We start from the raw sequence: 26,121 nt of genomic DNA on the forward strand, positions 1-26,121 counted from the left end.
CGATCTGCTCGGCAAACCGATCGGCGACCCGATCAGCAAACCGATCAGCAAACCGATCAGCAAACCGATCAGCAAACCGATCAGCAAACCGATCAGCAAACACCCCAGCCGCTCGCACACCCCGACCGCAAAGGAAACCGCCTTGCCCACCCCGTTGCCGCCGACCCTCTCCGCTGCGCAGTTCGACCGCGCGCTCGCCAGTTGGCGCGCAGTCGTCGGCGAGGCTCACGTCGTCACTTCGCCAGCCGGGCTGGCCGCCTATCGCGATCCGTTCGTGCCCGGCGAACGCGCAGCCTTTTCCGCGAGCGCCGCGTTGCTGCCGGCCTCGGTCGATGAAATTCGCGCGGTGCTGCGCATCGCCAACGAATTCCGCATTCCGCTATGGACGGTCTCCACCGGACGCAACTTCGCGTACGGTGGCGCCGCACCGCGTCTGTCCGGATCGGTCGTGCTCGACTTGCAGCGGATGAACCGCATCATCGAAGTCAACGAAGCGCTCGCCTACGCGCGGGTCGAACCTGGCGTGAGCTACTTCGACCTCTACGCGCATCTGCGCGACAAAGGCTACCGGCTATGGGTCGATCCGCCCGCAGCCGGCTGGGGCAGCGTGGTTGGCAACACACTCGAACGAGGCTTCGGCTACACCGCGTACGGCGATCACGCGGCGTCGCAATGCGGGATGGAAGTGGTGCTGGCCAATGGCGACATCGTGCGCACCGGAATGGGCGGGATCGAAACCGGCACCGCGTGGCAGCTTTATCAACCGGGTTACGGCCCTTCGTTCGACGCCATGTTCATGCAGTCGAACTACGGCATCGTCACCCAACTCGGTGTCTGGCTGATGCCCGCGCCGCCCGCGTATCTGCTCGGCGAAATCCAGTTCCGGCATGAAGCCGATCTCGAGGCGATTGTCGAGATTCTGCGGCCGTTGCGGCTCGACGCAACGATCGGCAACCACGCGGTGATCGAAGGCGGCTTGCGTCGAGCGGCAGGTTTGTCGGCGCGCGCGCAGTGGTACGAAGGCAAGGGGGCGATGCCGGAGAGCGCGGTGGCCGCGATGCTCGACAAGCTGAACGTCGGCCGCTGGAATCTGCATTACGCGCTGTACGGCACGCCCGAATTGATCGACGCGCGGCAGCGAATTGTGCAGCGCGCCTTCGAGCGTGTACCGCAGGCGAAGCTGTTCGCCACGCGCTATGCGGGCGACGCGCAGCCGGCCGGCGGCGGCGACCGCAACCTCGCCGGCATTCCCGCGATGACCGCGTTCCGGATGCTCGACTGGCGCGGCGGCGCGGGCGCGCACGTGGACTTTGCGCCGATCTGTCCGGCGACCGGGCGCGATGCGCTGCGTCAATACACGATGATCAAGACCCGCGCCGCCGAATACGGCTTCGACTATTACGGCGGCTTCACGGCGGGCGTGCGTCATCTGCATCACATATTCGCGGCGATTTTCGACCGCGACGACGCGAACCAGGTCGAGCAGGCCGGCGCGCTGCTGCGTTCGCTGATGAGTGATACGCGCGCCGCGGGCTATGGCCAATACCGTGCGCATCTCGCCTACATGGATTTTGCGGCGGCCCAGTACAGCTTCAACGATGGCGCGTCGCTGCGGCTGTCGGAAACGATCAAGGATGCGCTCGACCCGAACGGCATTCTCGCGCCGGGCAAGCAGGGCATCTGGCCGCAAGCATGGCGCGACCGGCGAGGATATACCTGAATCCGGCGATGGGCGACGGCGTTCGGGCGACCGCCTTCACGCTACCTGCTACACGTTTCATGGCGAGGGTGGCCACGTATGGACCGACGCACTTTCATGATGACCGGCGCATGGCTTTCGACCGTGACGGGGACCGCATGGCCGTGGTTCGCGCGCGCCGCCGCGCATGAGGGCACGCTTGCGATCGTCGACTCGACGCTGGCGTGCGGGCCATCGTTCGCGCGCTACGCAGCGCGAATGAAGCTGCCGACTTTCGAAACCGGCGACGACATCGGCGCGCTCTGGTACACGACGCTCGCGCCGCTCATCGGCCGGACCGGTGGCACCTCGGCACGTCGCTCGGTGATCGGCCTGATTCGCGCGTCGGATTACTTCGTGCTCGATGGCTTCGTCACCCGTTCGGCGCATCGGGTCGAACAGTGTCATGAGCCGCTCGGCGGGTCGTCCGTCAAGCACACGCACGTCGCGTTTGCATTTACTTTCGTGCCGCGCGTTGCCGCATAGCCGGCGTTAAAGCCGCCGCCGAAGCTGGAGCGTGTCAGGCACTTCCGTTCAGATGCGGTAACCTGACGGACAAACGAACGCAAGCTATACCCGACGAAGGTGTCGGACGAAGAATGGCGCTGCGCTGCGCCGCGCTGTACCTGACCGCGATGAACAAAGACGCGCCGCAACGCCGATACGAACTGCGTATCTGTTTGTTGCCGCGCCGACGGGTGGTTGAACGCAGCGTCGGCAGGCTTGCACGTCGTTGCCTTCGCCAGGCTTATCCCGGTTCATACCGTACCAACCGTGACGCGATGTGCGTGGCACACGCTCCAGAGCGCCCAGGGGGAACGTGAGACGCTATCTTGCTGACACATTTGCGATGGTGGTTTTTTCGATTGCTATTGGTGCTTTCGTCGAGCTCGTCATCACAGGGCTCACCCTCGAGCAAACCATCAAAATACGCGCCACCGCCATACCGGTCTCATTGTTGATTGGCAGGCCATATGGAATGTACAGGGACTGGGTGTTCAGGCAGCTAGGCAGCGCAGAAAAAACGCTGCTGCAAAAAATCCTGCTGGATACACTCATCAATTTGACGTTCCAGATGCCTCTCTATGCGCTGATATTGGCGTTGAATGGCGCTACGTTTATGCAAATTCTTACTGCGGCGAGTTCCATTCTTGTCATCGTTGGCCTGTCCGGTCGCCCCTACGGTATTTTTCTAGGCGCATGCCGGCGACTGTTCAAGGTATCTGAGCCGCTCTAGAACTTGTACGCGTTGTTCTTCGGATCGAAAGTCGACTCGTCGAATGTGCCCGGCGTGATGCGTTCGAATACGATTTTCTCGAACAGCTTGCCGTCGTTGTCATAAGACTCGACGGTACGAAAGTATGGATGCCGCAGATCCAGCCCAAGCGTCTCCTTCTTCGCGTAGAACTGCGGCTGCCCGGTGGGCGTTTCGAAAGTGAAAGCGACCACGCGTACACCGTCGAGCGTTTTGACTTCCACCTGCATCGAGCGCGGCAAACCCGCTTCCGCGTATTTTTTTCCCTCGCTCAGATACTGGGCCGCAATGTACTCGGTGCCGAGGTCGCGTAGGTCATGATTCGACTGCGAGTGGGCGAGGCTGCCGGTCAGCGAAGTCCACAACGGCATCACGTTCATGAAACCGCCTAGATGCCCGTACATTTCGTCGCTCCGTTTGGACTCGTCGTAGATGATTTCCTGACCCGCGTGTGCACCGTCCGGCAGCCATTTCGCGTAAATGCGCAACGGGTCGTGCGCGATACGCACCAGCATGTGATCGGGCGTGCTGGGCCACTGTCCGTGAATGCGTTCCGAGCGCGACATCGTGAATTCATACGACGGGTAGCCGTTCGGCCCTTCCTTGATATAGCGCGGCAACGCAAGCGGATCGAGCGACTGGAATAACGCGACCAGTTGATCGTCGCCGAGCTTTTCCATGGCGCCGCTCTGTTGCGCGGCACGCAGCCATTTGACCTGCTGATCTAGCGTCAGCTTGCCGACCTGCGAAGGCGGTGTGGTGGGTGCCTTGACTGCGCTCGCGGTGTCGAGCGGAGGCGGCGTGTCGTCGTTTTGCGCAAACGCCGCGGGCGGTGCGATGGCGGCTGCACTGACCAGCAGCGCGCCGATCAGCACCGTGCGGGAGGCGCTACCGCGCGACGCGTTGGCGGAAACGGCCATGACGGTCGATGCGATAGAGCTCGCAGCAGGCGGCTCGCTACGCACGTCACCGCGCACGTCACCGCGCACGTCACCACGCACGTCACCGCGCACGTCACCACGCACGTCACCACGCACCTCACTATGTGACTCCATCGCAGAGGCACGCCACCGCGCGCCATACCCCAGGTGCATGAAGGCCAACCAGCGGCATGAGCGTGCAAACAGGCGGTGCTTCATGAATCTCTCCGTAAGGTCGAGGGCGACGCAAAGCGTCCTGCCTGTCAGGCAGACTTTTGCTTCGCGAGTTCCTCGTCCCGCAGCGCGCGGCGCAGAATCTTTCCAACATTGGTTTGCGGCAACTCATCGCGGAACTCGACCAGCTTCGGCACCTTGTAGCCGGTGAGATTCTTGCGGCAATGAGCAATGATCTGTTCTGCGGTCAATGACTTATTGCGTCGAACGATGAATACCTTCACGCGTTCGCCCTGCGCGGCGTCGGGCACGCCGATCGCAGCGACGTCGCGCACGTCGGGATGCGCGGCGATCACGTCTTCGACTTCATTCGGATAAACGTTGAAACCGGACACGAGGATCATGTCCTTCTTCCGGTCGATCAGGCGGATGAATCCGCGTGAATCCATGACGCCGATATCGCCGGTGGCGAGCCAGCCGTCGTCGTCGATCACCTTGGCGGTTTCTTCCGGACGATTCCAGTAGCCTTTCATGACCTGCGGTCCCTTCACGCACAATTCGCCCGGTTCGCCGATGTTCGCCCAGCTGCCGTCGTCCTTCCTGAAGCGCACATGAGTGGACGGCGCGGGCAGGCCGATCGAGCCTTCGAAGTCGCGCATATTACTCAGGTCGACCGGGTTCATCGACACGATCGGCGAGCATTCGGTCAGCCCATATCCTTCGATGATCGGCTTACCGGTCACCGCCTTGAAGCGGTCGGCGACGGCCTTCTGCGTGGCCATGCCGCCCGCCATCGCGAGTTTCAGATTCGAGAAGTCGCGCTTGCAGAACTCCTCGTTATCGAGAAACGCGTTATAGAGCGTGTTGACCGCCGTCATGCCGGTGAAGGTCTCGTGACGGATGATCATCATCACGCGCTTCATGTCGCGCGGATTCGCGATCAGGATATTGCGCCCGCCGAGGCCCATGAAGATCAGCGCGTTCACCGTCAGCGAATAGATGTGATAGAGCGGCAGCGGCGTGAGCACCGTTTCGATGTCGCCGTTCAGTTGCCCTTCTGACCAGGCCTTCGCCTGCAGCAGATTCGCGATGATGTTCTTGTGCGTGAGCATTGCACCCTTCGCCACGCCGGTGGTGCCACCGGTGTATTGCAGGAATGCGATGTCGTCGTGAGTCGTGCGCACGGCGTTGACGGGCCGTGAATAGCCGATCGACAGCGCCTTCAGTAGCGGCACCGCCTGCGGCAGCTTGTAAGCGGGCACCATTTTCTTCACGTGACGCAACGCGAAATTAAGCAGACGTCCCTTCAGATTCAGGCCGTCTGCGAGCAGATCGCCGAGACCTGTCACGATCACGTTCTTGATTCGGGTGCCCGGCAACGCGTCTTCCACGGTCTTCGCGAAGTTCTCGAACACGATGATGGTTTGCGCGCCGCTGTCTTTCAATTGATGCGCAAGTTCGCGCACTGTGTAGAGCGGATTCACGTTGACCACGACCGCGCCGGCTTTCAATACGCCAAATAGCGACACCGGGTACTGGAAGGTATTGGGCAGCATGATCGCGACGCGCTCGCCGGGCTTCACGCCGATACTTTGCAGATACGCCGCGAACGCCGCAGCCTTGCGCCCGAGTTCGCCATACGTCAGATTCGCGCCGACGCTCACATACGCCACGCGCTCGCGAAACTGCGCGATGCATTCGTCGAAGAATTGCGCAATCGATTCGTATTGCGTGACGTCGATGTCATGCGGGACGTCGTCGGGATACGACGCATACCAGATGTTGTCGGTGTTGGGCGCGCGCGCTGGCTTCTGAACGGGGGCCTGTGCGTCGCCCGCCGCATTCAGCGTAGACGTGGACGTGGGCGAGAGCGGGGCTTGAGTGGGCTGGGTCATCGGTCGTCTCCTGAAGCCTGGATTTCATTTATCTGTTTGTGTGCTGGTCTCGCGGCGAGTCGTCGGCGCCACGCAAAGCGAGCACGCCGCTCAACGTTCCAGAATCGCGACCACACCCTGGCCGCCAGCTGCACAGATCGAGATCAGCCCGCGCGCGGTGCCAGCGGGCTTGTCGAGTTGCGCGAGCATTTTCGCGAGTCCCGCGACGATGCGTGCACCGGTCGCCGCAAACGGATGCCCGGTGGCAAGCGAACTGCCGTTCACATTGAGCTTCGTCCGGTCGATCTCGCCAAGCGGTCCGGCGAGGCCCAGTTGCGTGCGGCAATACTCATCATCCTGCCATGCTGCGAGTGTGCATAACACCTGCGCCGCGAAGGCTTCATGGATTTCATACAGATCGAAGTCCTGCAACGTGAGGCCCGCTCGCGCCAGCATGCGTGGCACGGCATAAGCCGGGGCCATCAGCAAGCCTTCTTTCTTGTCGAAGAAATCGACGGCGGCGGTTTCGGACCAGCTCAACCAGGCCAGTACCGGCAGACCGTGCCGGGCGGCCCATGCTTCGCTCGCGAGCAGCACGGCGGACGCGCCATCGGTGAGCGGCGTCGAATTGCCGGCGGTCAGCGTGCCGGCGTCACGATCGAATACCGGCTTCAGGTTGGCAAGCTTTTCCAGCGTCAGATCCGAGCGCAGATTGTTGTCGCGTGCGAGACCGCGATACGGTGTCATCAGATCATTGACGAAGCCGCGCGCATACGCGTCCGTCAGCTTGCGATGGCTCTCGTACGCGAGCACGTCCTGGGACTCGCGCGAAATGTTCCAGCGCTTGGCCATCAGTTCGCAATGCTCGCCCATTGAAAGCCCGGTGCGCGGCTCGCCGTTGCGCGGCAACAGCGGCTTGAAAAACATTCCCGGCCGTAGTTTGGTCAACGCACTGACACGCTGGCCCGTACTCCTGCCGCGATTCGCTTCGAGCAGAATCTGGCGCATGCGTTCGTTGACGCCGATCGGCGCATCGGAGGTCGTATCGACACCGCCTGCGATGCCCACTTCGATCTGCCCCAGCGCGATTTTGTTGGCGACGAGAATCGCGGCTTCGAGTCCGGTGCCGCATGCCTGCTGAACGTCGTACGCGGGCGTTTCTTTGGCAAGCGTAGTGGACAGTACCGCTTCGCGCGTCAGATTGAAGTCGCGCGAATGCTTGATGACCGCGCCCGCCGCGACTTCGCCCAGGCGTTCGCCGTGCAGGTTGTATCGATCGATCAGCCCTTGCAGTGTGAACGTCAGCATGTCCTGATTCGACGCGGTCGCGTAGGCGGTGTTCGAGCGGGCAAACGGAATCCGGTTGCCCCCGATGATGGCGACGCGGCGCACAGCGGGTTGCGGGTTGGACATGCTCGGCTCCTTTGGGTCGTTCCCTGGTTATTGAACGGTGCGAACGGTGCGAACGGTGCGAATGATGCGGATGATGCGGATGGTGCAAAAAGTACCAACGGTGTGCGCGATTTCACCGAGACTCACGGGGCCCTGGAAGCAATAACGATTTCGACACCGTTTTCATTCCGCCGTGATCATCGCAGTGCCCCGCGCGATAAAACAAGCGGCGGGTTTCACTGCAACCTCCACTGCATACGGCCGCGCAAATGCGGCTTTTCCCCCGCCTTGTCCCGCACCTCGATGTCGCGTTCGATCAGCGAAGGCGATGCGCTCCACAGCGACGCCTCGCCAGGCAGCAGCATCGGCAGCTTGAATTCGGCGCTCAGGGTGGCTTCGGCGAGCGGCTTCGGCGGTTGCAATGCGGACGCGGCGCGCGCGAGCGTCCACATGCCGTGTGCAATCGCGCGCGGAAAACCGAACGCTTTCGCCGACAGCGCGGCGAGATGGATCGGGTTGTAGTCACCCGATACGCCCGCGTAGTCGCGACCCAGTTGCGACGCGAGCTGCCAGCGCGCGATGCGTTGCAGCGCCAGCGGCCCGAGTTCGAGCGGATCGAGCGGGTTGCCCTGCGCCTCCACACCACGCTTCAGATAGACGCTGTCGCCGTCCCACACGGCCTCGCCGCGCCGGTACATACGCGTATGCAGCACGAACGCCTGACCCTTGTCGTGACGCAGCAGCGCACCGAATTCGACTTCGACGCGCAGCAGGTCCTTGTAAGACAGCGGCCGGCGCAGCCGCACATGGTTAGCCAGATGCACGAGCCCGAGCGCGGGCCACGGAAACGCCGGATCGGTCAGCATCAGCAGATGCAACGGAAAGGCCAGCAGATGCGGATACGTGAGCGGCACGCCGTGTTCGGGGATAAAGCCGCACACGCGCGCATAACGCCACACGGGTCCGGGATCGATCGCAACGGCGGGGCGCACGAGGCGCAGCGCGGGCAACTGCGTGTCGCGCCCACGTTTGATGATGCCCGACAACGCGCGCGCATAGAGCTTCGCCGGCGCGGGCAGGGTTTCGATGACGACGGTTTTCGGCCGCACCGCATCGGGCCGTGTCAAACCCGCCGCATGACGGTTGCCGAACGGATCACCCGGATCACCCATGTTCACGCTCCAATCAGGCTTTGTCCGCACACCCGCACGATCTGGCCGCTCACGCCCGCCGATCCGGGATGCGCGAGCCACGCGATGGTCTGCGCGACGTCGACCGGCTGGCCGCCCTGGCTCATCGAATTCATGCGGCGTCCGGCTTCGCGGAGGGTCAGCGGAATTTTCGCGGTCATCTGGGTTTCGATGAAACCCGGCGCGACTGCGTTGATCGTGATGCCGCGCGCGTGCAGATGCGGCGCCATGCTTTGCACGCGTCCGATCACACCCGCTTTCGACGTCGCGTAATTGGTCTGACCGAGATTGCCCGCGATACCGCTGATCGACGACACGCCGATAATGCGGCCGCCATCGCGCAGAATGCCGGCGTCGAGCAACGCGTCGTCGATCCGTTCCTGTGCGCTCAGGTTGATGTCGATCACGTTTTGCCACGCGGCGTCGGTCATCTTCGCGATGGTTTTGTCTTTCGTGATGCCCGCGTTGTGCACGACGATATCGACGCCCTGTTCGTCGAGCGCGGCGGCGATTTGTGCGGGGGCTTCTGGCGCGGCGATATCGAAGGCGAGGGCGGTGCCGTTCAGCTGACGCATCGTCGCGTCGAGTGCGTCGCGCGCCGACGGAATATCGATGCCGATCACGTGGGCGCCCTCAGCCGCCAGCACACCTGCAATCGATGCGCCGATGCCGCGCGCCGCGCCGGTCACGACGGCGCGCCGGCCGGCGAGCGGTTGTTGCCAGTCGAAGGCGGCAAGTGATTGAGCCGCGCCTGCGGCGAGCCGCACGACCTGTCCCGACACATACGCGGAACGCGGTGACAAAAAGAATCGCAATGTCGCTTCTGCGCCGCTTTCCGCGCCTTCGCCGACATACACGAGATTCGCCGTGATCCCACGCCGCGCTTCCTTACCCAGCGAGCGCGTCAGCCCTTCGAGCGCGCGCTGCGCCGTCCACTGACGCGGGCTCGCGCAGGCTTCCGGCGGTCGCCCGAGCACGACGATGCGCCCGCATCGGCCTAGCGAGCGCAGCGTGTCGTGAAAGAACGCGTGCAGCGGCTCCATCTGGCTGCTGTCCTCGATCCCGCTCGCATCGAACAGCAACGCGGCGAGCTTGCCGGACGAGTCGGCCTGGGCCGGCTCGAATCGCCCGGTCATCAAGCCATGCCGATGGGCAAGCGGCACCCACAACCCGGCGCTCTGATGCGCGACGCTGGTCACGCCGATGCTGGCCACGAGATTCGCCAGCGCATCCAGTAGACGAGGCTCACGGGCTGCGCCGATGGCGATCAGACCGCCGAACTCTGGCTGGTCCGCGCGATAACGGCGCAGTACCTCAGGCTTCGGCAGGCCGAGCGAGCGCGCGAGGCGCGCGCCGAACGGCGAGTTGACGAAGTTCAGATAAGAGTCGTTCATAGAGTTGGCTGCTCCGCTGGTCACGCTCTTCGGAAAGTCTCTGTTCGGGGACTTTGGACGTGTGTCAGTGTGCACTGAGTTGGGCGCCTCGGCGCGCCCGCTCAGGAGGTTTTTTTCAGGTACTCAGTGTTCACTGAGCTGGGACTCGGATGAACTCGCATGAACTGCGCTTGAACTCACGCGGCAAGTTCCAACGCCTTGTCGAGCGTCTCCTTGCGTTTCTGCAGATTCGCGAGCAGGTCGAAGTCGGCGGGAAAATCGTCGACCTTCACAACGAGCGCGCCGTAACGTGCGTAGTCGTCGAGCACGCGGCGCTCGTCGGCGTCGATCAGGCCTTTCTTCTGCGCCGTGTCGGTCCATGCGGCGAGTTGCGGCAGGCTCTGCGGCATCGGCTCGAAGAGCCCCTGTTTGACCGCGTCGCGCAGCTTCTGATCAATTTGTGTGAAGCGCGGATTCAGTTCGAACGCCAGCTCGCCATAGCCGAGCGCATCGACATCGGGATGCGGCACGTACGAGTCCGACACCAGCCGGTTGCGCGCCGCGCCGGGCGTCTGCATCAACTCGGCGATCTGCGTGCCGAGGCGATCCGACGGCTCGCGATGCGGCAAGCCGAACGGGAACGCGAGCACGCGCACGAGAGCGGCGGCGAAACGATTGGGATAGTTCGCGAGCACGCCGTCGAGCGCGTGTTGCGCCTTATACAGCGAATCTTCGACACCCCAGCGCACCAGCGGCAGGTCTTCTTCCTGACGGCCTTCGTCTTCGAAACGCTTGAGCGTAGCCGAGATCAGGTACAACTGCGACAGCACATCGCCCAAACGCCCCGAGATACGTTCACGGCGTTTCAGGTCGCCGCCGAGGACGAACATCGATACATCGGCCAGCAGTGCGAACGCGGTCGAGATACGGGTCGCCGCGCGATAGTAGGCGTGCAACGGCGCATAGGCCGCATGCGGCTTCGCGATGAAAGCGCCACCCGTTATGCCATAAACGAAGCTGCGCACGACATTGGAAAGCGTGAAGCTGACGTGGCCGAAGAACGCGTCGTCAAAATCGCGGAGTGCTTTCGCGTGATCGGCTTCGCGGGTCGCCGCCATTTCCTTCAACACATACGGATGACAACGGATCGCCCCCTGCCCGAAGATGATCAGGCAACGCGTGAGAATGTTCGCGCCTTCGACGGTGATCGCAATCGGCACCTGCTGATAAGCGCGCGCAAGGAAGTTCGACGGCCCCATGCAGATGCCCTTGCCGGCAGCGATATCCATGCCGTCGTTGATCACCATGCGGGCGCGTTCGGTGATGTGATACTTCGCGATAGCGGAAATCACCGACGGCTTTTCGCCCAGATCCACCGCATGCGCGGACAGGCGGCGCGCGGCGTCCATCACGTACAGATTGCCGCCCATGCGCCCGAGCGCTTCCTGCACACCTTCGAATTTGCCCACCGCCGTGCGGAATTGGCGCCGAACCGCCGCATACGCGCCCGTGCCGCGCACGGCGATTTTCGCCATCCCTACATTCGACGAAGGCAGCGAAATCGCGCGGCCCGCAGCGAGGCACTCCATCAGCATGCGCCAGCCGTTGCCGACCTGAGCGCGCCCTCCGATCACCCAGTCGAGCGGAATAAACACGTCCTTGCCCGAGTTCGGGCCGTTCTGGAACACCGCGTTTAGCGGCCAATGACGCCGGCCGATATTCACGCCGGGATGGTCGGTTGGAATCAGCGCGCACGTAATGCCGGGCTCGGCGCCGCCGCCGAGCAGACGGTCGGGGTCGAGCGCGCGGAACGCGAGGCCGAGCACGGTCGCAATCGGGCCGAGCGTGATGTAGCGCTTGTCCCACGTCACGCGAAAACCCAGCGTCTCACGGCCTTCAAACGTCCCCTTGCAGACGATGCCGACATCGGGAATCGCCGCTGCATCGGAACCCGCATAAGGGCTCGTCAACGCGAAGCAGGGGATTTCATCGCCGCGAGCAAGACGCGGCAGATAGTGGTTTTTTTGTTCCTCCGTGCCGTAGTGCATCAGCAGTTCGGCTGGCCCGAGCGAGTTCGGCACCATCACCGAGACGGCCGCCGCCGAGCATCGCGTGGCGAGCTTCATGATGACCTGTGAATGCGCATACGCGGAGAACTGCTTGCCGCCGTACTGCTTCGGAATGATCATGCCGAGAAAACCGCTTGCCTTGATGTACTGCCACGTTTGCGGCGACAGGTCCTGCCAGACCATGGTGGTTTCCCAGTCGTTCGCCAGATCGCATAGACGCTCGCATTCGACATCCAGAAACGCTTGTTCTTCAGCCGTCAGCGTCGCGGGACCATAGCCGAGCAGCGTGTCCCAGTGCGGGCGTCCCGAGAACAGTTCGGCGTCCCACCAGACGGTGCCGGCTTCGATCGCGTCGCGCTCGGTCGGCGACATCTCCGGCAGGATTTTGCGGAAGACTTCGAGCACCGGTTTCGTGAGCCACGCGCGGCGCAACGGCTTGAGCGTGAGGACGAGGGCAGGGAGCACGAAGACGATGGCAAACACGGTAGTCAGAAGCGGGCCGGCCACTCCGCTGACATGCGCGGCCGCCACCCAGACGATCATGAGAGCCAGCCACCAGGACGCGCGCGCCTGAACGTAGACGAGCGCAAGGGCGGCGATGACGAGCACAAGGATGAACCACGGCATGACGTTTCCTCCTGTTTCGATGGTGCGGGCGAACGCATCCGCAGCGCGCAGACGGCTCGCGTTCTGTTGATCTTCTTTCTTCTTTTTACTGCATCTGGCGGCGGGGCAGTGGCCCGCTTCACCCTGTGCTCTGACCGGTAGTGCGTGGCTGCCTGGGTCATTCCCGACTCGCTCCCAACTCGCTCCCGACTCGCGCCTGCTGCGTGGTCTGCTGCGATTTTCCGCGTGCTGCTGACCGTTCGACAACGCAGTGTCGCTCAGGTGCGGGAGTTAGACGTGCTGCTCGGAAACGCAGGTTTCATGGTGTCCGGTTGCGTAACGTGACGTGCCGTGTAGTCGTTGCGCGGGTTGCGTCGTCGCAGCGATAAGGATGAGTACCGGTTACCGCTTTGATGCTTCGGCGTACTGCCCGACGGAGGCGGCGGTGCTCTCCCATGTCCGGTATTTTCTCCGCCCGCTCCATCAGGTTTGTCGCAGGACGACCCATGATGGCGTCGTCCGTGCCGATACGGCCTTGGCGTTTCAGGCCAGACCGTGATACGCGTGCTGATACGACGCTGCCTCGATGCTGCCGCCGTGACGCTCGCCGCCGGATGAAACATCCGCTGTCGTGTCCGCCGACTCAGCCGACCCGCCGTCTTGCGTCGCTGCCGCCGCCGACGCACTGCCCGCGGTTGCGCCAACATGCTCAGTCGCGTTTTCCGTGCAGCCTTCAGCCGCGTCGCCCAGCACGGCTGCGAACACCGCCAGTTGCGAGCTGTCCGGCAGCGGGGCCTTGAGCGCGGCCACCATCAGCGACGCGAGGCGGGCAATCAGTTGCAGGTCGTTCATCGACTTGCCCTGCGAGAACTCGGAGATCAGGCTGTCGGTATCGGTACCCGCCAGTACGCCCGACAGCGCGCCGATTGCAAAGTGCAGGCGCCAGCCAAGTTCCTCGCGCGGCAGATGCGGCAACGCGCGCTGGAACGCATCGAAAAAGCGTACGGCCACCGTTGCGTAATGACCATTCAGAAAGTCGCGAATGAACGCCGACGGATCGGTATAAGCGCGGCCCAACAGGCGAAGAAACGCCTTGCCGCCGACCCGCTGATCACGCGACAAACGCAACGCCGGAATGAACATCGCACCGAGCACGTGCTCGCAGGTCAGGCGCTCGCCGAGCATCGTGTCGAAGCGGTCGAGCAGCTTGACGCGTTCCTGGTTGAGCTGGTCGAGCCGGCGCGACAGCATCGAGTGAATCAGCGACTCCTTGCTGCCGAAGTGATAGTTGACCGCCGCCAGATTCACTTCGGCCCGCGAAGTAATCTGGCGTAGCGACATTGCCTCATAACCACACTCGATGAAGAGCGTTTCGGCGGCGTCGAGGATGCGTGATTTTGTATCGCCGGCATGCCGGCCTGTTGTGCGAACTGCCATGTTGCGTCTCCCAGTTGCCGGGCGTCCGGCCCGCAAACAAGCGATTCAAATTGATATTTGAAACAGCCGTTTTTTTCAGGATAAAGAAAGAAGGTGCGTACGATCAAGGGGTCGCAGTCGACTAACTCCTCTAGAAGACCTGACGCCGGTCGTCTTCCGTGATGCGCGATGCGTCAATTCGCGCGGAAAATAAAAAAGGCCGTTCCGATGGAAATCGGAACGGCCTCGTATTGCTTGTCGTGCTACCTGTTTGGCCCTGCTTCGTACTGCGGACGCGTGGTTCGCGTCGCGGCGGTTCTAGCCGCCTTTGCGCGTATTGTGCCTGATATCTTGCAAGCGCAATAGCTGTTTAGTTCGAACGCTTAAAGCTGCGCTGCGACCTCTTTCGCCGACTGTGTCATGTCGATACCGCGGCGCTCGCGGCTGAACGGAATCAGCACGGCGATCACGACCGCCACGATGCCGATCACGACCGCCATCACCAGCGCGTAGTTGTTGCCCATGCGTTCGGCGATGCCTGACTGCAACGGTCCGTTCACCGACGCGATCAGATTGCCGAGTTGATACACGAGTCCGGGGAAGGTGGCGCGAATTTCATCGGGCGAGATTTCGTTCAGGTGTACTGGAATCACGCCCCATGCGCCTTGCACCGAGATCTGCATCAGGAAGGCGCCGGCTGCGAGCAGCACCGGCGTAGTTGAGAATGCCCACAGCGGCAGCACCGGCAACGCGATCAATGCCGCGATGAAGATCGCGCGCTTGCGGCCGATCTTCTCCGACAACGAGCCGAAGAACAGACCGCCGATAATCGCGCCGACGTTCAGCGTAATCGTGATCCACGACACCGTGTGCGCGTCGAACTGATGCTGAACGCGCAGGAAGGTCGGATACAGATCCTGCGAGCCGTGCGAGAAGAAGTTGAATGCCGTCATCAGGACGATCGCATACAGCGACAGCTTGACGTTCTGTTTCAACGTGATGAGAAGACCAGGACGTTGTTTCTTTTCGAGTGTTCTGAAAGCCGGCGATTCCGGCACGTGCGCACGCACATACAGCACGAGCAGCGCGGGCAACACGCCGACGAAGAACATGCCGCGCCAGCCGATGTATTGATAGAACAAGCCGAACACGATCGACGCCAGCAGATAGCCGCTCGGATAGCCCGCCTGCAGCAGACCGGAGACGATGCCGCGCGATTTGGGCGGCACGGTTTCCATGGTCAGTGCGCCGCCCACGCCCCATTCGCCGCCCATCGCGATACCGAACAGCGCGCGCAGCACCAGCAGGGTCATCAGATTGGGTGACAGGCCGGACAGCAATTCGAGCAGAGAGAAGCACGCGATGTTGACCATCAGCGTGGGGCGGCGACCGTACTTGTCCGCGAGCCAGCCGAAAATCAGTGCGCCGACCGGACGCATCATCAAGGTCAGCATAATGGCGATAGCAACCGACGGAATCGTCGTATTGAATTCTGCCGCAATATCTTTCAATACGAATACCATTAGAAAGAAATCGAATGCGTCTAGCGTCCAGCCGAGATAGGCGGCGATCGTGACGTTTCTCTGTTCCCGTGTCCAGCTCATTGATTGTTCTCCTGAGTCCCCAATCACCCGTGTATGTTCACGGGCATCTCTTTAGCCCCGTACGCCTTGTGGCGTGGGCCTCGAGCGAGTGTACGCCCACCGTTAAACGCTTGCATGATTGAACGCATCTTTATCCGTATTAATACCTGGCAATAGCCGCAGCAAAATTCGTGCTGAATCCGCAACGCAGGGTTAATGTCGGATAAATGTAATTATTGTATTGATGATGTCGGAATTATTGTTTGTACTTTGTAATGTATGAATTACGCGATGCGGGAATATCGCGGTTTCTTTTACCTGATTTCCAGCGGGCTTTGGGCAGGCGATTGGCGCGGTCGAATAGAGGGCTTTCTCGCCGGATTCCGGTTGGCGATGGCTCGGGCCCACCGGTATAACAGCGGCTCGCGGCATTCGCGCCGTGCAACAAGGGAGACTAAAAAAATGACAATTCCGCATGTATGCCTGCTGATCGTCGCACTGCTGCCGTTTCCGTGGACCATGCTGGCGAAAGTGAGCAGCCGTTACGACAATCGCGCGCCGCGTGCTTATCTGGCCAGTCTCGAAGGATGGCGCGCGCGAGCCCATGCCGCGCATCAGAACGCGTGGGAAGCGCTCGCGATGTTCACTGCCGCGGTCGTCGTAGCAGGGCAGGCAGGCGGTTCGATGACGTGGATCAACTGGCTGGCGATCACCTTTGTCATCATGCGCGTGCTGCATGGGGTGTTGTATGTGATGAATCTCGCATCACTGCGCTCGCTGGTTTGGTTCGTCGGGGCGGCCTGTGTGGTATCGATGTTTTTTGTGTCGGCGGGTTCGACGAGTGTGTGACCGGATGGATTCAGCGACGTGGCAGCGCGTAGGAATGTCGCCGCGTCGCTGGGAGGCAACGCAGTTTCGCCAGCGATTCGGTAGGTCGCGAGGCGAGCATTAGCAACCCTGTAAGAACTCGCTACGACGAATATATGCACATATCGCATGAGTAGATCTGAAAAATAAATTTGATTCATGCTGCGTCGCGGCATACCATGTTTGCTATCTTATTATTTGCCCCCGCCGACGCACTATGTCAGTCAAATCAATCACTTCGCAGCCCGTTCGCCGTGAGCACAGTCCGTTTGCGGTGGTCGCCATGGTGACGCTGCTGACCGGCGTCGGCGCGGGGCTGGGCGGCATGGGACTCGCGTTGCTGCTGCACGGCATCCAGCACCTTGCGTACGGTTACAGCGAAACGCAACTCATCAGCGCCGAGAGTTTTCTGCAGGGTGTGAGCGGTGCCGCGCCCGAGCGTCGCCTGATGGTGCTGACGATTTGCGGACTGATCGCCGGGCTCGGCTGGTGGGCGCTGTATCGCTACGGACGGCCGCTCGTGAGTATTCGCCAGGCCGTCAAGTCCGACGATCCGCAGATGCCGGTGCTGAGTACGACCATTCACGCACTGCTGCAGATCGTGACCGTGGCGCTCGGCTCTCCGCTCGGTCGCGAAGTCGCGCCGCGTGAGATCGGTTCGGCGTTGGCCGGATGGCTGTCGCGTCGCGCGGGTTTGTCGGTGGCGCAAAGCCGCATCATGGTGGCGTGCGGCGCAGGTGCGGGTCTCGCCGCGGTCTATAACGTACCGCTCGGCGGCGCGGTGTTTGTACTCGAAGTGCTGCTGGGCACGTTCGGTTTGCCGGCACTGGTGCCGGCGATCGTGACGTCGGCGATCGCGGCACTGGTCGCGCAAACCGGCTTGGGCAACGAGCATCAGTATCTCGTGCCGTCGATTGCGGTGAATGCACCGCTGGTGGTGTGGGCGCTAGTGTGCGGTCCGATCTTCGGCGCGGCCGCGTGGGGTTTTACTGAACTCACCAAGCACTCTCGCGCGGCTGCGCCGAAGGACTGGCGCCTGCCCGCGCTGTCGCTGCTGAACTTCGCGATCATCGGCGTACTGGCAATGCATTTCCCGCAGTTGCTCGGCAATGGCAAAGGTCCTGCAGGCCTGGCATTCGACGGCGGCCTGACGATCGGTCTCGCCGCGATGTTACTGGTGTTGAAGGTGGTGATCACCGCGAGCAGTTTGCGTGCGGGCGCGGAGGGCGGCTTGCTGACGCCGGGCCTTGCGAACGGCGCGTTGCTTGCCATCGTACTTGGCGGTGTGTGGAGCCTCGTCTGGCCGGGCGCATCGTTAGGCGGATTCGCCGTGGTCGGTGCGACAGCGTTTCTCGCCGCATCGATGCAGATGCCGATTACGGCGGTAGTACTCGTGTTTGAATTTACGCGGGTGGGCCAGGACTTTCTGATTCCTGTGCTGTTTGCTGTAGGCGGTTCGTTACTCGCATTCAAGGCCTGCACGAAGTGGGCACCCGCGATGCAATCCGCTTTCGGTTTCAACCTCGGTGGGGCGGGCAAAGCGCGTTGAGTTTGTTCGCGCTTTAGCGGCGACAGGGAAGTCGGCTCGAGGATGATGTTTGAGGTCGATGCGCTGTCGCCGCAAGAGAAGATCGCAACTGATAACGCAAGACGTCATGACGACGTTATGCAATTCGATGCAGCGGGCAACACAGGTTGGTTTTGCATGCGGGCGCAGGCGCATGTCGAGCGCATGCAAAATCAGTCGCTGAAAACAAAAAACCCCGCGAAGCACGAAGGCTCAACGGGGTGTTTCGTTTTTGCTTGAAGAGGCGTGGTGCCCAGGAGAGGACTCGAACCTCCACGGTGTTGCCACCGCTAGGACCTGAACCTAGTGCGTCTACCAATTCCGCCACCTGGGCACGTCTTCAAGCTAGACCGCTATTTTAGCGTGTTGATTAAGCTTGTCAATCCCTACTTCAGACAAACTGCACTTTATCAACCGCCCGGTTAATTGCGCAGCGAAGCAATGCTTTCACTACTCAACGACCGTCCTGCTCACTACGCAAACCGATCACACAAACGCATGAATCAGACAGCGTAGCTTCTCACAAAAATTAGAGCCGCCCGGAGGCGGCTCTAATTTTGAATCTGGTGCCCAAGAGAGGACTCGAACCTCCACAGTGTTGCCACCGCTAGGACCTGAACCTAGTGCGTCTACCAATTTCGCCACCTGGGCAGGTGATGAACAGCAAAGAGCGCCATTATAGCGACAGATTGGGACCTGTCAAGCGTTTCTCCAAACTTGCTTAAACATCCCGCCGACGCATGCTGAATGCGCCTCTCAGCGACTATTGACGGCCCGCTTGGCGCGCAAGACGGGTGTTAGAATGCCTCGCAGTAGTTCGTTGGCACGGTGCACATACGAGCGTCGACTCAGCCTTGAACGAGCCGGACCCGAGCAGTTTTTTTCTGTGCATTTGCAGGTGCATTTCAAGCGCAACTGAAGCACAACGCAAACGCTTCCCAAGCCGAGCCACATCGCCGACCGACGTCCATGCAACGAGAAAAAATCATCGACAAGCCCTTGAGCAAATTTCCCTATCCGATTCCAAGCCGCGAAGAAATCCTCGGCGTCCTGCGCACGAGTGAAGCGCCGCTTGCCGCGAACGACATTGCTGAAGCCTTGTCGATCAAGCGCCAGGAGCGCGAGGGATTTTTCAAGCGCCTCGGCGCCATGGAGCGCGACGGCCAGATCCGGCTCGATCAGCGCAATCTCTATCAACTCACGCATCCGTCGAACTTTGTCGCGGGTCGCGTGCAAGGTCACCGCGACGGCTACGGCTTCCTGATTCGCGACGACGGCCAGGACGATCTGTTCCTGCCCACCGGCGAGATGCAGAAGGTCATGCATAACGACCGGGTGCTCGCACGCATCGTCGGTTATGACCGGCGCGGCCGCCCGGAAGGGCATATCGTCGAAGTCACGGATCGCGCCAACAAGCGCGTGATCGGCCGGCTGCTCAATGAGAACGGCGCGCTGATCGTCGCACCTGAAGACAAGCGCATCGGCCACGACATTCTGATCGCGCAAAACACCAAGAAGGCCAAGGTCGGCCAGGTGGTGGTGGTCGAACTCACCGATTTCCCGAGCCGTCATTCGCAGCCGCTTGGCCGCGTGGTCGAAGTGCTCGGCGATATCGACGACCCCGGCATGGAAATCGAGATCGCGGTGCGCAAGTACGGCGTGCCGCATGAGTTCGGTCAGGCCGCGCTCGACGAAGCCGCGAAGCTGCCCGACGAAGTGCGTCCGGTCGACGCGCGTCATCGTATCGATCTGCGCGACGTGCCGCTCGTCACGATCGACGGCGAAGACGCCCGCGACTTCGACGACGCGGTGTATTGCGAACCGGTTCAGGTCGGACGCGGCGAGGGCTTCCGCCTGATCGTCGCGATCGCCGACGTGTCGCATTACGTGCATCCGAAGAGCGGGCTCGACGCCGATGCGATCGAGCGCAGCACGTCGGTGTATTTCCCGCGCCGTGTGATTCCGATGCTGCCGGAAAAGCTGTCGAACGGTTTGTGCTCGCTGAACCCGAACGTCGACCGTTGCGTGCTGGTTTGCGACATGATCGTCACCGCGCGCGGCGAAGTGAAGGCGTATCAGTTCTATCCCGGCGTGATGCATTCCGCCGCGCGTCTGACCTATACGGAAGTCGCCGCGGTGTTGAAAAACACCAAGGGCCCCGAGGCCACACGTCGCGCTGCATTGCTGCCGCAACTGCAGAATCTGTATGGCGTGTACAAGTCGCTGTTCGCGGCGCGTCAGAAGCGCGGCGCGATCGACTTCGATACGACCGAGACGTACATCGTCTGCAATGCGCAGGGCAAGATCGAGCAGATCGTGCCGCGCACCCGCAACGACGCGCACAAGCTGATCGAGGAATGCATGCTGGCCGCGAACGTCTGCGCGGCCGACTTCCTCAAGCGCAACAAGCATCCGGGTCTGTTCCGCGTTCACGCCGGGCCGACCCCGGAGAAGCTCGAAAATCTGCGCACGTTCCTGCGCGGCATGGGGCTGACGCTGCAAGGCGGCGACAAGCCGCACGCCAGCGACTACGCCGCGCTGATGGCGCAGATCCGCGAGCGGCCCGACGCGCAGATGCTGCAAACCATGCTGCTGCGCTCGATGCAGCAGGCGGTTTATAGCCCGGACAACATCGGTCACTTCGGTCTCGCGTATGAGGCTTATGCGCACTTCACGAGCCCGATCCGCCGTTATCCCGATCTGCTGACGCACCGCGCGATCTACGCGATCCTGCAAGGCCGTAAATATCAGCCGGAGCCGCCGCAAGGCGTCGAGCTGAATACGGCGCTGTCGCCGCGTGCTCGCGCGATGCAGCAGTCCGACGAAGAAAAGCGTGGCCTGCAGCGCGCGAAGAACGTCGCGATCTGGGAAGAACTCGGCTTGCATTGCTCGGCCAACGAACGTCGCGCGGACGAAGCGTCGCGTGACGTCGAAGCATGGCTGAAGTGCTATTTCATGCGCGACAAGCTCGGCGAAGAGTACGGCGGCATGGTGAGCGGCGTGACGTCGTTCGGCATTTTCGTGCAGCTCGATTCGCTGTTCATCGAAGGTCTGGTGCACGTCACCGAATTGGGCTCGGACTACTTCCAGTACGACGAGATCAAGAACGAGTTGCGCGGCGAGCGTACCGGTATTCGTTATCGGTTGTCGGACCGCGTGCGCGTGCAGGTGAGCCGCGTCGATCTGGATGCGCGCAAGATCGATTTTCGTCTGGTGCGCGATACGCCGATCAAGCCACCGGCCGCGCGTGGCGCAGCGGCCGACAGGAACCCGGGCGAAAGCGGCAGCGCACGCGTGCGCGCGTTGCCTCCGGTAGACGGTGGCGCGGGCGGCACGGCGGCGCCGGGCGGGCGCCGCAAGAAGGCGGCTCCTGCGCAAACGGCGGCGGTCAAGGAAGCACGCGCCGCGCGCGGCGCGGCGAAGAAGCACGGCGTCGTGGCCAAGTCGGCAGCGAAACCGCAGGCACGCAAGAAGCGCTGAAGCAGCTTCATCGGTCGAACCGCGCGCATCGGGTACGTTCACGCGTACCGGTTGCGCGCGGTCTGCGTTTTATCGCAGGCATATTGCAGTGCAGTCAGTGCAATCAGGTATCCGGACGCAGCAGGCAAGTGAGCTTGCAGGCACAGCACTCGATTCACGTACCCAGGCTCGTATTCATCACAGCAGCGCGCGTTCAATGCGCGCTCAATCAAAGGTTGTTCAGTCATGTCACGTCTCAAGGTTTTATACGGTTTCCACGCAGTGACCGCCCGCATCCGGCACGATGCATCGACGGTTGAAGAGGTGTATTACGACGCGACGCGCAAAGACCGTCGTATGACCGAATTTCTGCATGCCGCGAAAGAAGCCGGCGTGCGTCTGATCGCGGCCGACGAAACGCGTTTGTGGGGCCTCGCGCACACCGAGCGTCACCAGGGCGTGGTGGCGCGGGCGAGCGACATGCCGCTCGCGCAGAACCTCGCCGAACTGCTCGATGGCATCAACGGCTCGCCGCTGATCCTGGTGCTCGACGGCGTGACCGATCCGCACAATCTCGGTGCCTGCCTGCGCGTGGCCGACGCCGCTGGCGCGCATGCGGTGATCGTGCCGCGTGATCGTGCGGTGGGGCTGAACGCCACGGCGGCCAAAGTCGCGAGCGGCGCGGCCGATACCGTGCCGTATATCACCGTCACGAATCTGGCACGCGCGCTGCGCGAGTTGAAGGACGCCGGGGTGTGGGTGGTGGGCACGGCTGGCGAGGCCACCAAGAGCCTCTATGAGACGGAACTGGACGGTCCTGTGGCGCTCGTGATGGGCGCGGAAGGCGAGGGCATGCGTCGCCTCACCCGCGATACCTGCGACGTCGTGATGCAGATTCCGATGGCCGGCACGGTCGAAAGCCTGAACGTCTCGGTGGCGTCGGGCGTCTGCCTGTTCGAAGCGGTTCGTCAGCGCTCGGTGAAGAAGAAGTAATCCAGCGGCGCTCGCGCGCCACTCCGGTAAACTAGGCGTTTTTACTGCACGCCAGCCTTTCCCATGACCCAAGACGAACTCAAGCAACTGGTCGGCCAGGCCGCCGCCGACTACGTGAACGCCAACGTGCCCGAGGGCGCGATAGTCGGCGTCGGCACCGGCTCCACCGCGAACTGTTTTATCGACGCGCTGGCCGCCAACAAGTCGCGCTATCGCGGCGCGGTGTCGAGCTCGCTCGCCACCACCGCACGGTTGCAATCGCACGGCTTCAAGGTGCTCGACCTGAACGAAATCGACTCGCTGCCGGTGTATGTGGACGGCGCGGACGAGATCGACCACAGCGGCGCGATGATCAAGGGCGGCGGCGGTGCGCTGACGCGCGAGAAGATCGTCGCGTCGGTGTCGGACGTGTTCGTCTGCATTGCCGACGCGAGCAAGCTGGTCGACACGCTCGGCAACTTCGCGCTGCCCATCGAGGTGGTGCCGATGGCGCGTACCGCAATCGGTCGCCGTGTCACGGCTCTCGGCGGTGTGCCGGTCGTGCGCGTGACGAAAGAAGGCGTGCCTTTCATTACCGATAACGGTAACGAAATCATCGACGTCAAAGGTTTGCGTATCAGCGATCCGCGCACCCTGGAAATGCACATCAATGCATGGCCGGGCGTGGTGACGGTCGGGCTGTTCGCCGGCCGTGGTGCGAATCTGTGCCTGCTCGGCACGGATACCGGCGTCGAAACGATCGAGTACAGCAAGGGCTGAGCGGGATCGTTCTGAAGTCGTACATGAACCCGTTCCGACGGGTTCATGCTTGCGGCGGTTGCACGGCCGGCATCTGACCGACTGTGTTATCCGCTGCAAACATTCACTCAATCACTTACTGAAAACTCTTTCCGCAGATCATCGTCACGCAACGTGACGCGCGCATTAACCGATCATTGCAGTAGCAATCACCGGATGCCACTTCCTCACTGCACATTCCCCTGCTGAAAACGCATGACGCGGTTCGACTCGGACTGACCTGCATCCGTCTATCCGGACGCAGCCGAGGCGATAAAACGGCTCCATCAGAACACGTTAAACAGAGGTATTAAGCAACCGGCATAGCGTCAAAAGCAGCGACTCTCGTAACGCGTTGTAATGAAGCGTAGCGCTTTGTCGCAAGAGAGCCAGGAGGCCTGATTATTCGCGCACTGTCGCATGTCGAATGTGGGCACCCGCACGCACAGCAACTAATGTGGCACATACACTCGTTGCTATGCCAAGGCCTGAAGGCCTGACCCCGACACGCAGGAGAGTTCATGAAAGTGGCGATCGTGCATGACTGGCTCGTTGCGCCGGGTGGAGCAGAGAAAGTGCTCGAGCAGATTATCGAGTGCTTTCCCGACGCCGACCTTTTCAGTCTTGTCGATTTCCTCGAAGACCGCAGACTGCTCGGTGGCCGGACGGTGACGACCTCGTTTATCCAGCGTCTGCCGTTTGCACGGCATCGCCTCAGCACGTATCTGCCGTTGATGCCGCGCGCGATCAGGCAATTCGATCTGTCGGAGTATGACCTCGTCATCACGAGTTCCTCTGCGGTCGCGAAGGGGGTCGTAATCGGCCCGCATCAGACGCATGTGAGTTACGTGCACTCGCCGATGCGCTGCGCGTGGGATCTGCAACATCAGTATCTGCGTGAAAGGAAGCTGACGCGTGGGCCGAAGTCGTGGGCGGCGCGTGCATGGCTGCACTATCTGCGTGGCTGGGACGCGCGATCCGCGAATAGTGTGGATCGGTTGATTACGGGTTCGCATTTCATCGCGCGTCGGATGATGAAAACGTATCGGCGCGACGCGGCCGTGATTCCGCCGCCGGTCAACGTGCATGAGTTCGAACTGCGTACGCACAAGGACGACTTCTATCTGACCGCATCGCGCATGGTGTCTTACAAGCGCATCGATCTGATCGTCGATGCGTTCAACGCGACGCCGCACCGCAAGCTGGTGGTGATTGGCGACGGCCCGCAGATGGCGGCGATCCGTGCGAGGGCGGGTCCGAATGTGACGGTCCTCGGCTATCAACCGGCCGAGGTGTTCAAGGACTACTTGCAGCGCGCGCGGGCTTTCGTGTTTGCCGCCGAAGAAGACTTCGGCATCGTTGCGCTCGAAGCCCAGGCATGCGGCACGCCGGTGATTGCATTCGGTAAGGGCGGTGCGCTCGAAGCGGTTGTGCCGGTTGGCGAACCACGCGCCACGGGCGTCTATTTCGCACGACAAACCGTGGAATCGATGCGCGACGCGATCGACCGCTTCGAACGGCTTCGCGACCGCATCACCCCGGCGGCTTGCCGCGCAAACGCCGAACGTTTCTCAGCAGCAGTTTTCCGGCGCGCGTTCATGGCGGAAGTGACGCGCACGATCGCGGCGGCGGGTTTGGATCGACAGGCGGCAAGCGTGGTGTCGGCCGAACACGATCGGGCGACCGCGGACGTCGCCTGGTCACGCGAGACATCGCCGAAAAACAATTAGCGACACTGATTGACCGAAAACCAGAGGCGTCGGCCGGATCCGCTCACGCGTCAGCCAGTGCACGAGGATGGACCAGAGGACCGCACAGCCCGTCCCGATACGCGTGCATCGACAGGCTCACAGTGCGCGAATAAAACGAGTTTTGTCTTACTGTAGTGTGTTGTAAACCGTCGCTCGGGCGATGCCAGTCCGACCGGCTATCGATGTCGATCCGGTTTGCCACGCCTCGCAGGCGAGCGCGCATGTTCGATGCGCGGTCACCTGCGGGGAACAACGATGCGGGTCACTTCAAAGAAAGCGTTGTTGGACTTCATAAAGAGACATCCGGGGGCGTGCAGGCGCTATTGACGAGCTATTCACTGGCGCAGGCTTGCCTCGCGTATGGCCATAACGACCTGAAGCAGACGTTCGCTAGCGTGGACTGCGACCCGCCCCCATGCACCGTTTTCGGTGGGGATGGGAACCAGTACCGGATAGTCGCGGCGATTCACTACAACAGGCAGTCGTTATTCGTTCGTCACCTATCGACGCATGCGGAGTACGACCTTTGGACGAGGAAGAATTTAAACTCATGAACGCCGATCGCCTTCCGGGAGCCTTTCCCGACATCGCTCAAACCTGGGCCGCGCTGCAAGCCGAACTGCCGATCAAACCGATTCGCACAGAAGAGGATTATCAGCAGATGGTGCGGGTCGCCAACTCGTTGTCCGATCATCTGAATGGCAGCGCGGAGAACCCGCTTGCCGATCTGTTTGCGATCGTGACGGATCTGGTCGAAAGCTGGGAAATACACCACGTGACGATTCCGAAAGCGGAGCCTCGCGAGGTGCTCCGGCATCTGCTGGAAACGCACGGGCTCAAGCAGAAGGACCTGATAGGTATCGCGTCGCCCACGGTGGTGAGCGATATTCTCGCGGGGCGGCGCGCCATCAGCAAGAAGGTGGCGAAAGCGCTCGCACTGCGTTTTCATACGGACGTCAGCGCGTTTCTGTAGAACACCGGGCGGCGCGAGGCGGCTTCTGCTTGCCGCGCGCTGTGCCGGGCAAACCTGCCTCTCGCACTTCAACGTCACGTTCTAATTCACGCGACGCTGGCGGCTTGTGTTTCGGTCGCCGGCGTCAGCGGTTTTTCTGTACTT

Annotated in this window: 20 protein-coding genes and 2 tRNA genes; 12 read left to right on the top strand and 10 right to left on the bottom strand. The window is 61.9% G+C overall.

All coding sequences use genetic code 11. The annotated features are described in order from the left end of the window. Window positions 1–142 precede the first annotated feature (142 nt). From LMG28727_RS01085 to alaE, 3 genes are all read left to right on the top strand, one after another. Complete coding sequence (locus LMG28727_RS01085; RefSeq protein ID WP_201640472.1) at window positions 143–1,720, top strand: FAD-binding oxidoreductase; 1,578 nt, start codon at window positions 143–145, stop codon at window positions 1,718–1,720. 78 nt (window positions 1,721–1,798) lie between these two features. Then, window positions 1,799–2,224, top strand: a complete 426-nt coding sequence (locus tag LMG28727_RS01090) for a hypothetical protein (RefSeq protein ID WP_201640473.1) — start codon at window positions 1,799–1,801, stop codon at window positions 2,222–2,224. Between the two features lie 334 nt (window positions 2,225–2,558). Next, a complete protein-coding gene (gene alaE / locus LMG28727_RS01095; RefSeq protein WP_201640474.1) occupies window positions 2,559–2,975 on the top strand; it encodes an L-alanine exporter AlaE in 417 nt (138 codons plus the stop codon). Here alaE and LMG28727_RS01100 read toward each other — a convergent pair. The 8 genes from LMG28727_RS01100 to LMG28727_RS01135 all read right to left on the bottom strand — a co-directional run bounded on the left by LMG28727_RS01100 (window position 2,972) and on the right by LMG28727_RS01135 (window position 15,611). Next, a complete protein-coding gene (locus tag LMG28727_RS01100) occupies window positions 2,972–3,913 on the bottom strand; it encodes a DUF1571 domain-containing protein (protein ID WP_201640805.1) in 942 nt (313 codons plus the stop codon). The two genes, alaE and LMG28727_RS01100, sit on opposite strands and share 4 nt — an antisense overlap. A 263-nt stretch (window positions 3,914–4,176) precedes the next feature. After that, entirely contained in the window at window positions 4,177–5,982 is a 1,806-nt protein-coding gene (locus LMG28727_RS01105) for an AMP-binding protein (RefSeq protein ID WP_201640475.1), read from the bottom strand. Between the two features lie 90 nt (window positions 5,983–6,072). Beyond that, entirely contained in the window at window positions 6,073–7,374 is a 1,302-nt protein-coding gene (locus tag LMG28727_RS01110) for an acetyl-CoA C-acetyltransferase (RefSeq protein WP_201640476.1), read from the bottom strand. A gap of 215 nt (window positions 7,375–7,589) precedes the next feature. Beyond that, the gene (locus LMG28727_RS01115) at window positions 7,590–8,525 is read right to left on the bottom strand and encodes a MaoC/PaaZ C-terminal domain-containing protein (RefSeq protein WP_201640477.1); all 936 of its coding nucleotides are present in this window, start codon (window positions 8,523–8,525) and stop codon (window positions 7,590–7,592) included. Window positions 8,526–8,527: 2 nt separating this feature from the next. Next, the gene (locus LMG28727_RS01120) at window positions 8,528–9,937 is read right to left on the bottom strand and encodes a 3-oxoacyl-ACP reductase (RefSeq protein WP_201640478.1); all 1,410 of its coding nucleotides are present in this window, start codon (window positions 9,935–9,937) and stop codon (window positions 8,528–8,530) included. Between the two features lie 176 nt (window positions 9,938–10,113). Next, a complete protein-coding gene (locus LMG28727_RS01125) occupies window positions 10,114–12,612 on the bottom strand; it encodes an acyl-CoA dehydrogenase (RefSeq protein ID WP_201640479.1) in 2,499 nt (832 codons plus the stop codon). A gap of 522 nt (window positions 12,613–13,134) precedes the next feature. Further along, window positions 13,135–14,028, bottom strand: a complete 894-nt coding sequence (locus LMG28727_RS01130) for a TetR/AcrR family transcriptional regulator (protein ID WP_201640480.1) — start codon at window positions 14,026–14,028, stop codon at window positions 13,135–13,137. Window positions 14,029–14,390: 362 nt separating this feature from the next. Beyond that, entirely contained in the window at window positions 14,391–15,611 is a 1,221-nt protein-coding gene (locus LMG28727_RS01135; RefSeq protein WP_201640481.1) for an MFS transporter, read from the bottom strand. Window positions 15,612–16,052: 441 nt separating this feature from the next. Between LMG28727_RS01135 and LMG28727_RS01140 the strand changes: the two genes are divergently transcribed. From LMG28727_RS01140 to LMG28727_RS01150, 3 genes are all read left to right on the top strand, one after another. Next, complete coding sequence (locus tag LMG28727_RS01140) at window positions 16,053–16,439, top strand: MAPEG family protein (RefSeq protein ID WP_201640482.1); 387 nt, start codon at window positions 16,053–16,055, stop codon at window positions 16,437–16,439. 235 nt (window positions 16,440–16,674) lie between these two features. Then, window positions 16,675–18,006: a chloride channel protein gene (locus tag LMG28727_RS01145; RefSeq protein WP_201640483.1), complete on the top strand. Its 1,332-nt coding sequence runs from the start codon at window positions 16,675–16,677 to the stop codon at window positions 18,004–18,006. 42 nt (window positions 18,007–18,048) lie between these two features. Then, window positions 18,049–18,264 carry a hypothetical protein gene (locus LMG28727_RS01150; RefSeq protein WP_201640484.1) on the top strand — a complete coding sequence of 72 codons (216 nt, stop codon included), beginning with the start codon at window positions 18,049–18,051 and terminating at the stop codon, window positions 18,262–18,264. A gap of 7 nt (window positions 18,265–18,271) precedes the next feature. Here the strand turns inward: LMG28727_RS01150 and LMG28727_RS01155 are convergent. Both LMG28727_RS01155 and LMG28727_RS01160 read right to left on the bottom strand, forming a co-directional pair. Beyond that, window positions 18,272–18,358, bottom strand: a tRNA-Leu gene (locus LMG28727_RS01155). 230 nt (window positions 18,359–18,588) lie between these two features. Beyond that, window positions 18,589–18,675: transfer RNA gene (locus tag LMG28727_RS01160), tRNA-Leu, on the bottom strand. Window positions 18,676–18,993: 318 nt separating this feature from the next. Here LMG28727_RS01160 and rnr point away from each other — a divergent pair. The 6 genes from rnr to LMG28727_RS01190 all read left to right on the top strand — a co-directional run bounded on the left by rnr (window position 18,994) and on the right by LMG28727_RS01190 (window position 25,977). Next, a complete protein-coding gene (rnr, locus tag LMG28727_RS01165; protein ID WP_201640485.1) occupies window positions 18,994–21,504 on the top strand; it encodes a ribonuclease R in 2,511 nt (836 codons plus the stop codon). A 225-nt stretch (window positions 21,505–21,729) separates the two neighbouring features. After that, on the top strand, window positions 21,730–22,476 hold the full coding sequence (gene rlmB / locus LMG28727_RS01170) for a 23S rRNA (guanosine(2251)-2'-O)-methyltransferase RlmB (protein WP_201640486.1): 747 nt from the start codon (window positions 21,730–21,732) through the stop codon (window positions 22,474–22,476). A gap of 63 nt (window positions 22,477–22,539) precedes the next feature. Next, on the top strand, window positions 22,540–23,235 hold the full coding sequence (rpiA, locus tag LMG28727_RS01175) for a ribose-5-phosphate isomerase RpiA (protein WP_201640487.1): 696 nt from the start codon (window positions 22,540–22,542) through the stop codon (window positions 23,233–23,235). 539 nt (window positions 23,236–23,774) lie between these two features. After that, entirely contained in the window at window positions 23,775–24,983 is a 1,209-nt protein-coding gene (locus LMG28727_RS01180; protein WP_201640488.1) for a glycosyltransferase family 4 protein, read from the top strand. Window positions 24,984–25,225: 242 nt separating this feature from the next. Beyond that, window positions 25,226–25,558 carry a type II toxin-antitoxin system HigB family toxin gene (locus tag LMG28727_RS01185; protein WP_236591553.1) on the top strand — a complete coding sequence of 111 codons (333 nt, stop codon included), beginning with the start codon at window positions 25,226–25,228 and terminating at the stop codon, window positions 25,556–25,558. Then, window positions 25,555–25,977 carry a helix-turn-helix domain-containing protein gene (locus LMG28727_RS01190; RefSeq protein ID WP_201640489.1) on the top strand — a complete coding sequence of 141 codons (423 nt, stop codon included), beginning with the start codon at window positions 25,555–25,557 and terminating at the stop codon, window positions 25,975–25,977. Before LMG28727_RS01185 ends, LMG28727_RS01190 begins: the two co-directional genes overlap by 4 nt. Window positions 25,978–26,121: the final 144 nt, after the last annotated feature.

It is taken from the genome of Paraburkholderia metrosideri (assembly GCF_904848625.1).
Classification (GTDB): Bacteria; Pseudomonadota; Gammaproteobacteria; order Burkholderiales; family Burkholderiaceae; genus Paraburkholderia; species Paraburkholderia metrosideri.

Coding starts and splice junctions, on each gene's coding strand:
- LMG28727_RS01090 (WP_201640473.1), top strand. CDS start 1,799: ATGGACCGACGCACTTTCATGATGACCGGCGCATGGCTTTCGACCGTG.
- LMG28727_RS01100 (WP_201640805.1), bottom strand. CDS start 3,913: ATGGCCGTTTCCGCCAACGCGTCGCGCGGTAGCGCCTCCCGCACGGTG.
- LMG28727_RS01105 (WP_201640475.1), bottom strand. CDS start 5,982: ATGACCCAGCCCACTCAAGCCCCGCTCTCGCCCACGTCCACGTCTACG.
- LMG28727_RS01110 (WP_201640476.1), bottom strand. CDS start 7,374: ATGTCCAACCCGCAACCCGCTGTGCGCCGCGTCGCCATCATCGGGGGC.
- LMG28727_RS01115 (WP_201640477.1), bottom strand. CDS start 8,525: ATGGGTGATCCGGGTGATCCGTTCGGCAACCGTCATGCGGCGGGTTTG.
- LMG28727_RS01120 (WP_201640478.1), bottom strand. CDS start 9,937: ATGAACGACTCTTATCTGAACTTCGTCAACTCGCCGTTCGGCGCGCGC.
- LMG28727_RS01125 (WP_201640479.1), bottom strand. CDS start 12,612: ATGCCGTGGTTCATCCTTGTGCTCGTCATCGCCGCCCTTGCGCTCGTC.
- LMG28727_RS01130 (WP_201640480.1), bottom strand. CDS start 14,028: ATGGCAGTTCGCACAACAGGCCGGCATGCCGGCGATACAAAATCACGC.
- LMG28727_RS01135 (WP_201640481.1), bottom strand. CDS start 15,611: ATGAGCTGGACACGGGAACAGAGAAACGTCACGATCGCCGCCTATCTC.
- LMG28727_RS01140 (WP_201640482.1), top strand. CDS start 16,053: ATGACAATTCCGCATGTATGCCTGCTGATCGTCGCACTGCTGCCGTTT.
- LMG28727_RS01145 (WP_201640483.1), top strand. CDS start 16,675: ATGTCAGTCAAATCAATCACTTCGCAGCCCGTTCGCCGTGAGCACAGT.
- LMG28727_RS01150 (WP_201640484.1), top strand. CDS start 18,049: ATGATGTTTGAGGTCGATGCGCTGTCGCCGCAAGAGAAGATCGCAACT.
- rnr (WP_201640485.1), top strand. CDS start 18,994: ATGCAACGAGAAAAAATCATCGACAAGCCCTTGAGCAAATTTCCCTAT.
- rlmB (WP_201640486.1), top strand. CDS start 21,730: ATGTCACGTCTCAAGGTTTTATACGGTTTCCACGCAGTGACCGCCCGC.
- rpiA (WP_201640487.1), top strand. CDS start 22,540: ATGACCCAAGACGAACTCAAGCAACTGGTCGGCCAGGCCGCCGCCGAC.
- LMG28727_RS01180 (WP_201640488.1), top strand. CDS start 23,775: ATGAAAGTGGCGATCGTGCATGACTGGCTCGTTGCGCCGGGTGGAGCA.
- LMG28727_RS01185 (WP_236591553.1), top strand. CDS start 25,226: ATGTTCGATGCGCGGTCACCTGCGGGGAACAACGATGCGGGTCACTTC.
- LMG28727_RS01190 (WP_201640489.1), top strand. CDS start 25,555: ATGAACGCCGATCGCCTTCCGGGAGCCTTTCCCGACATCGCTCAAACC.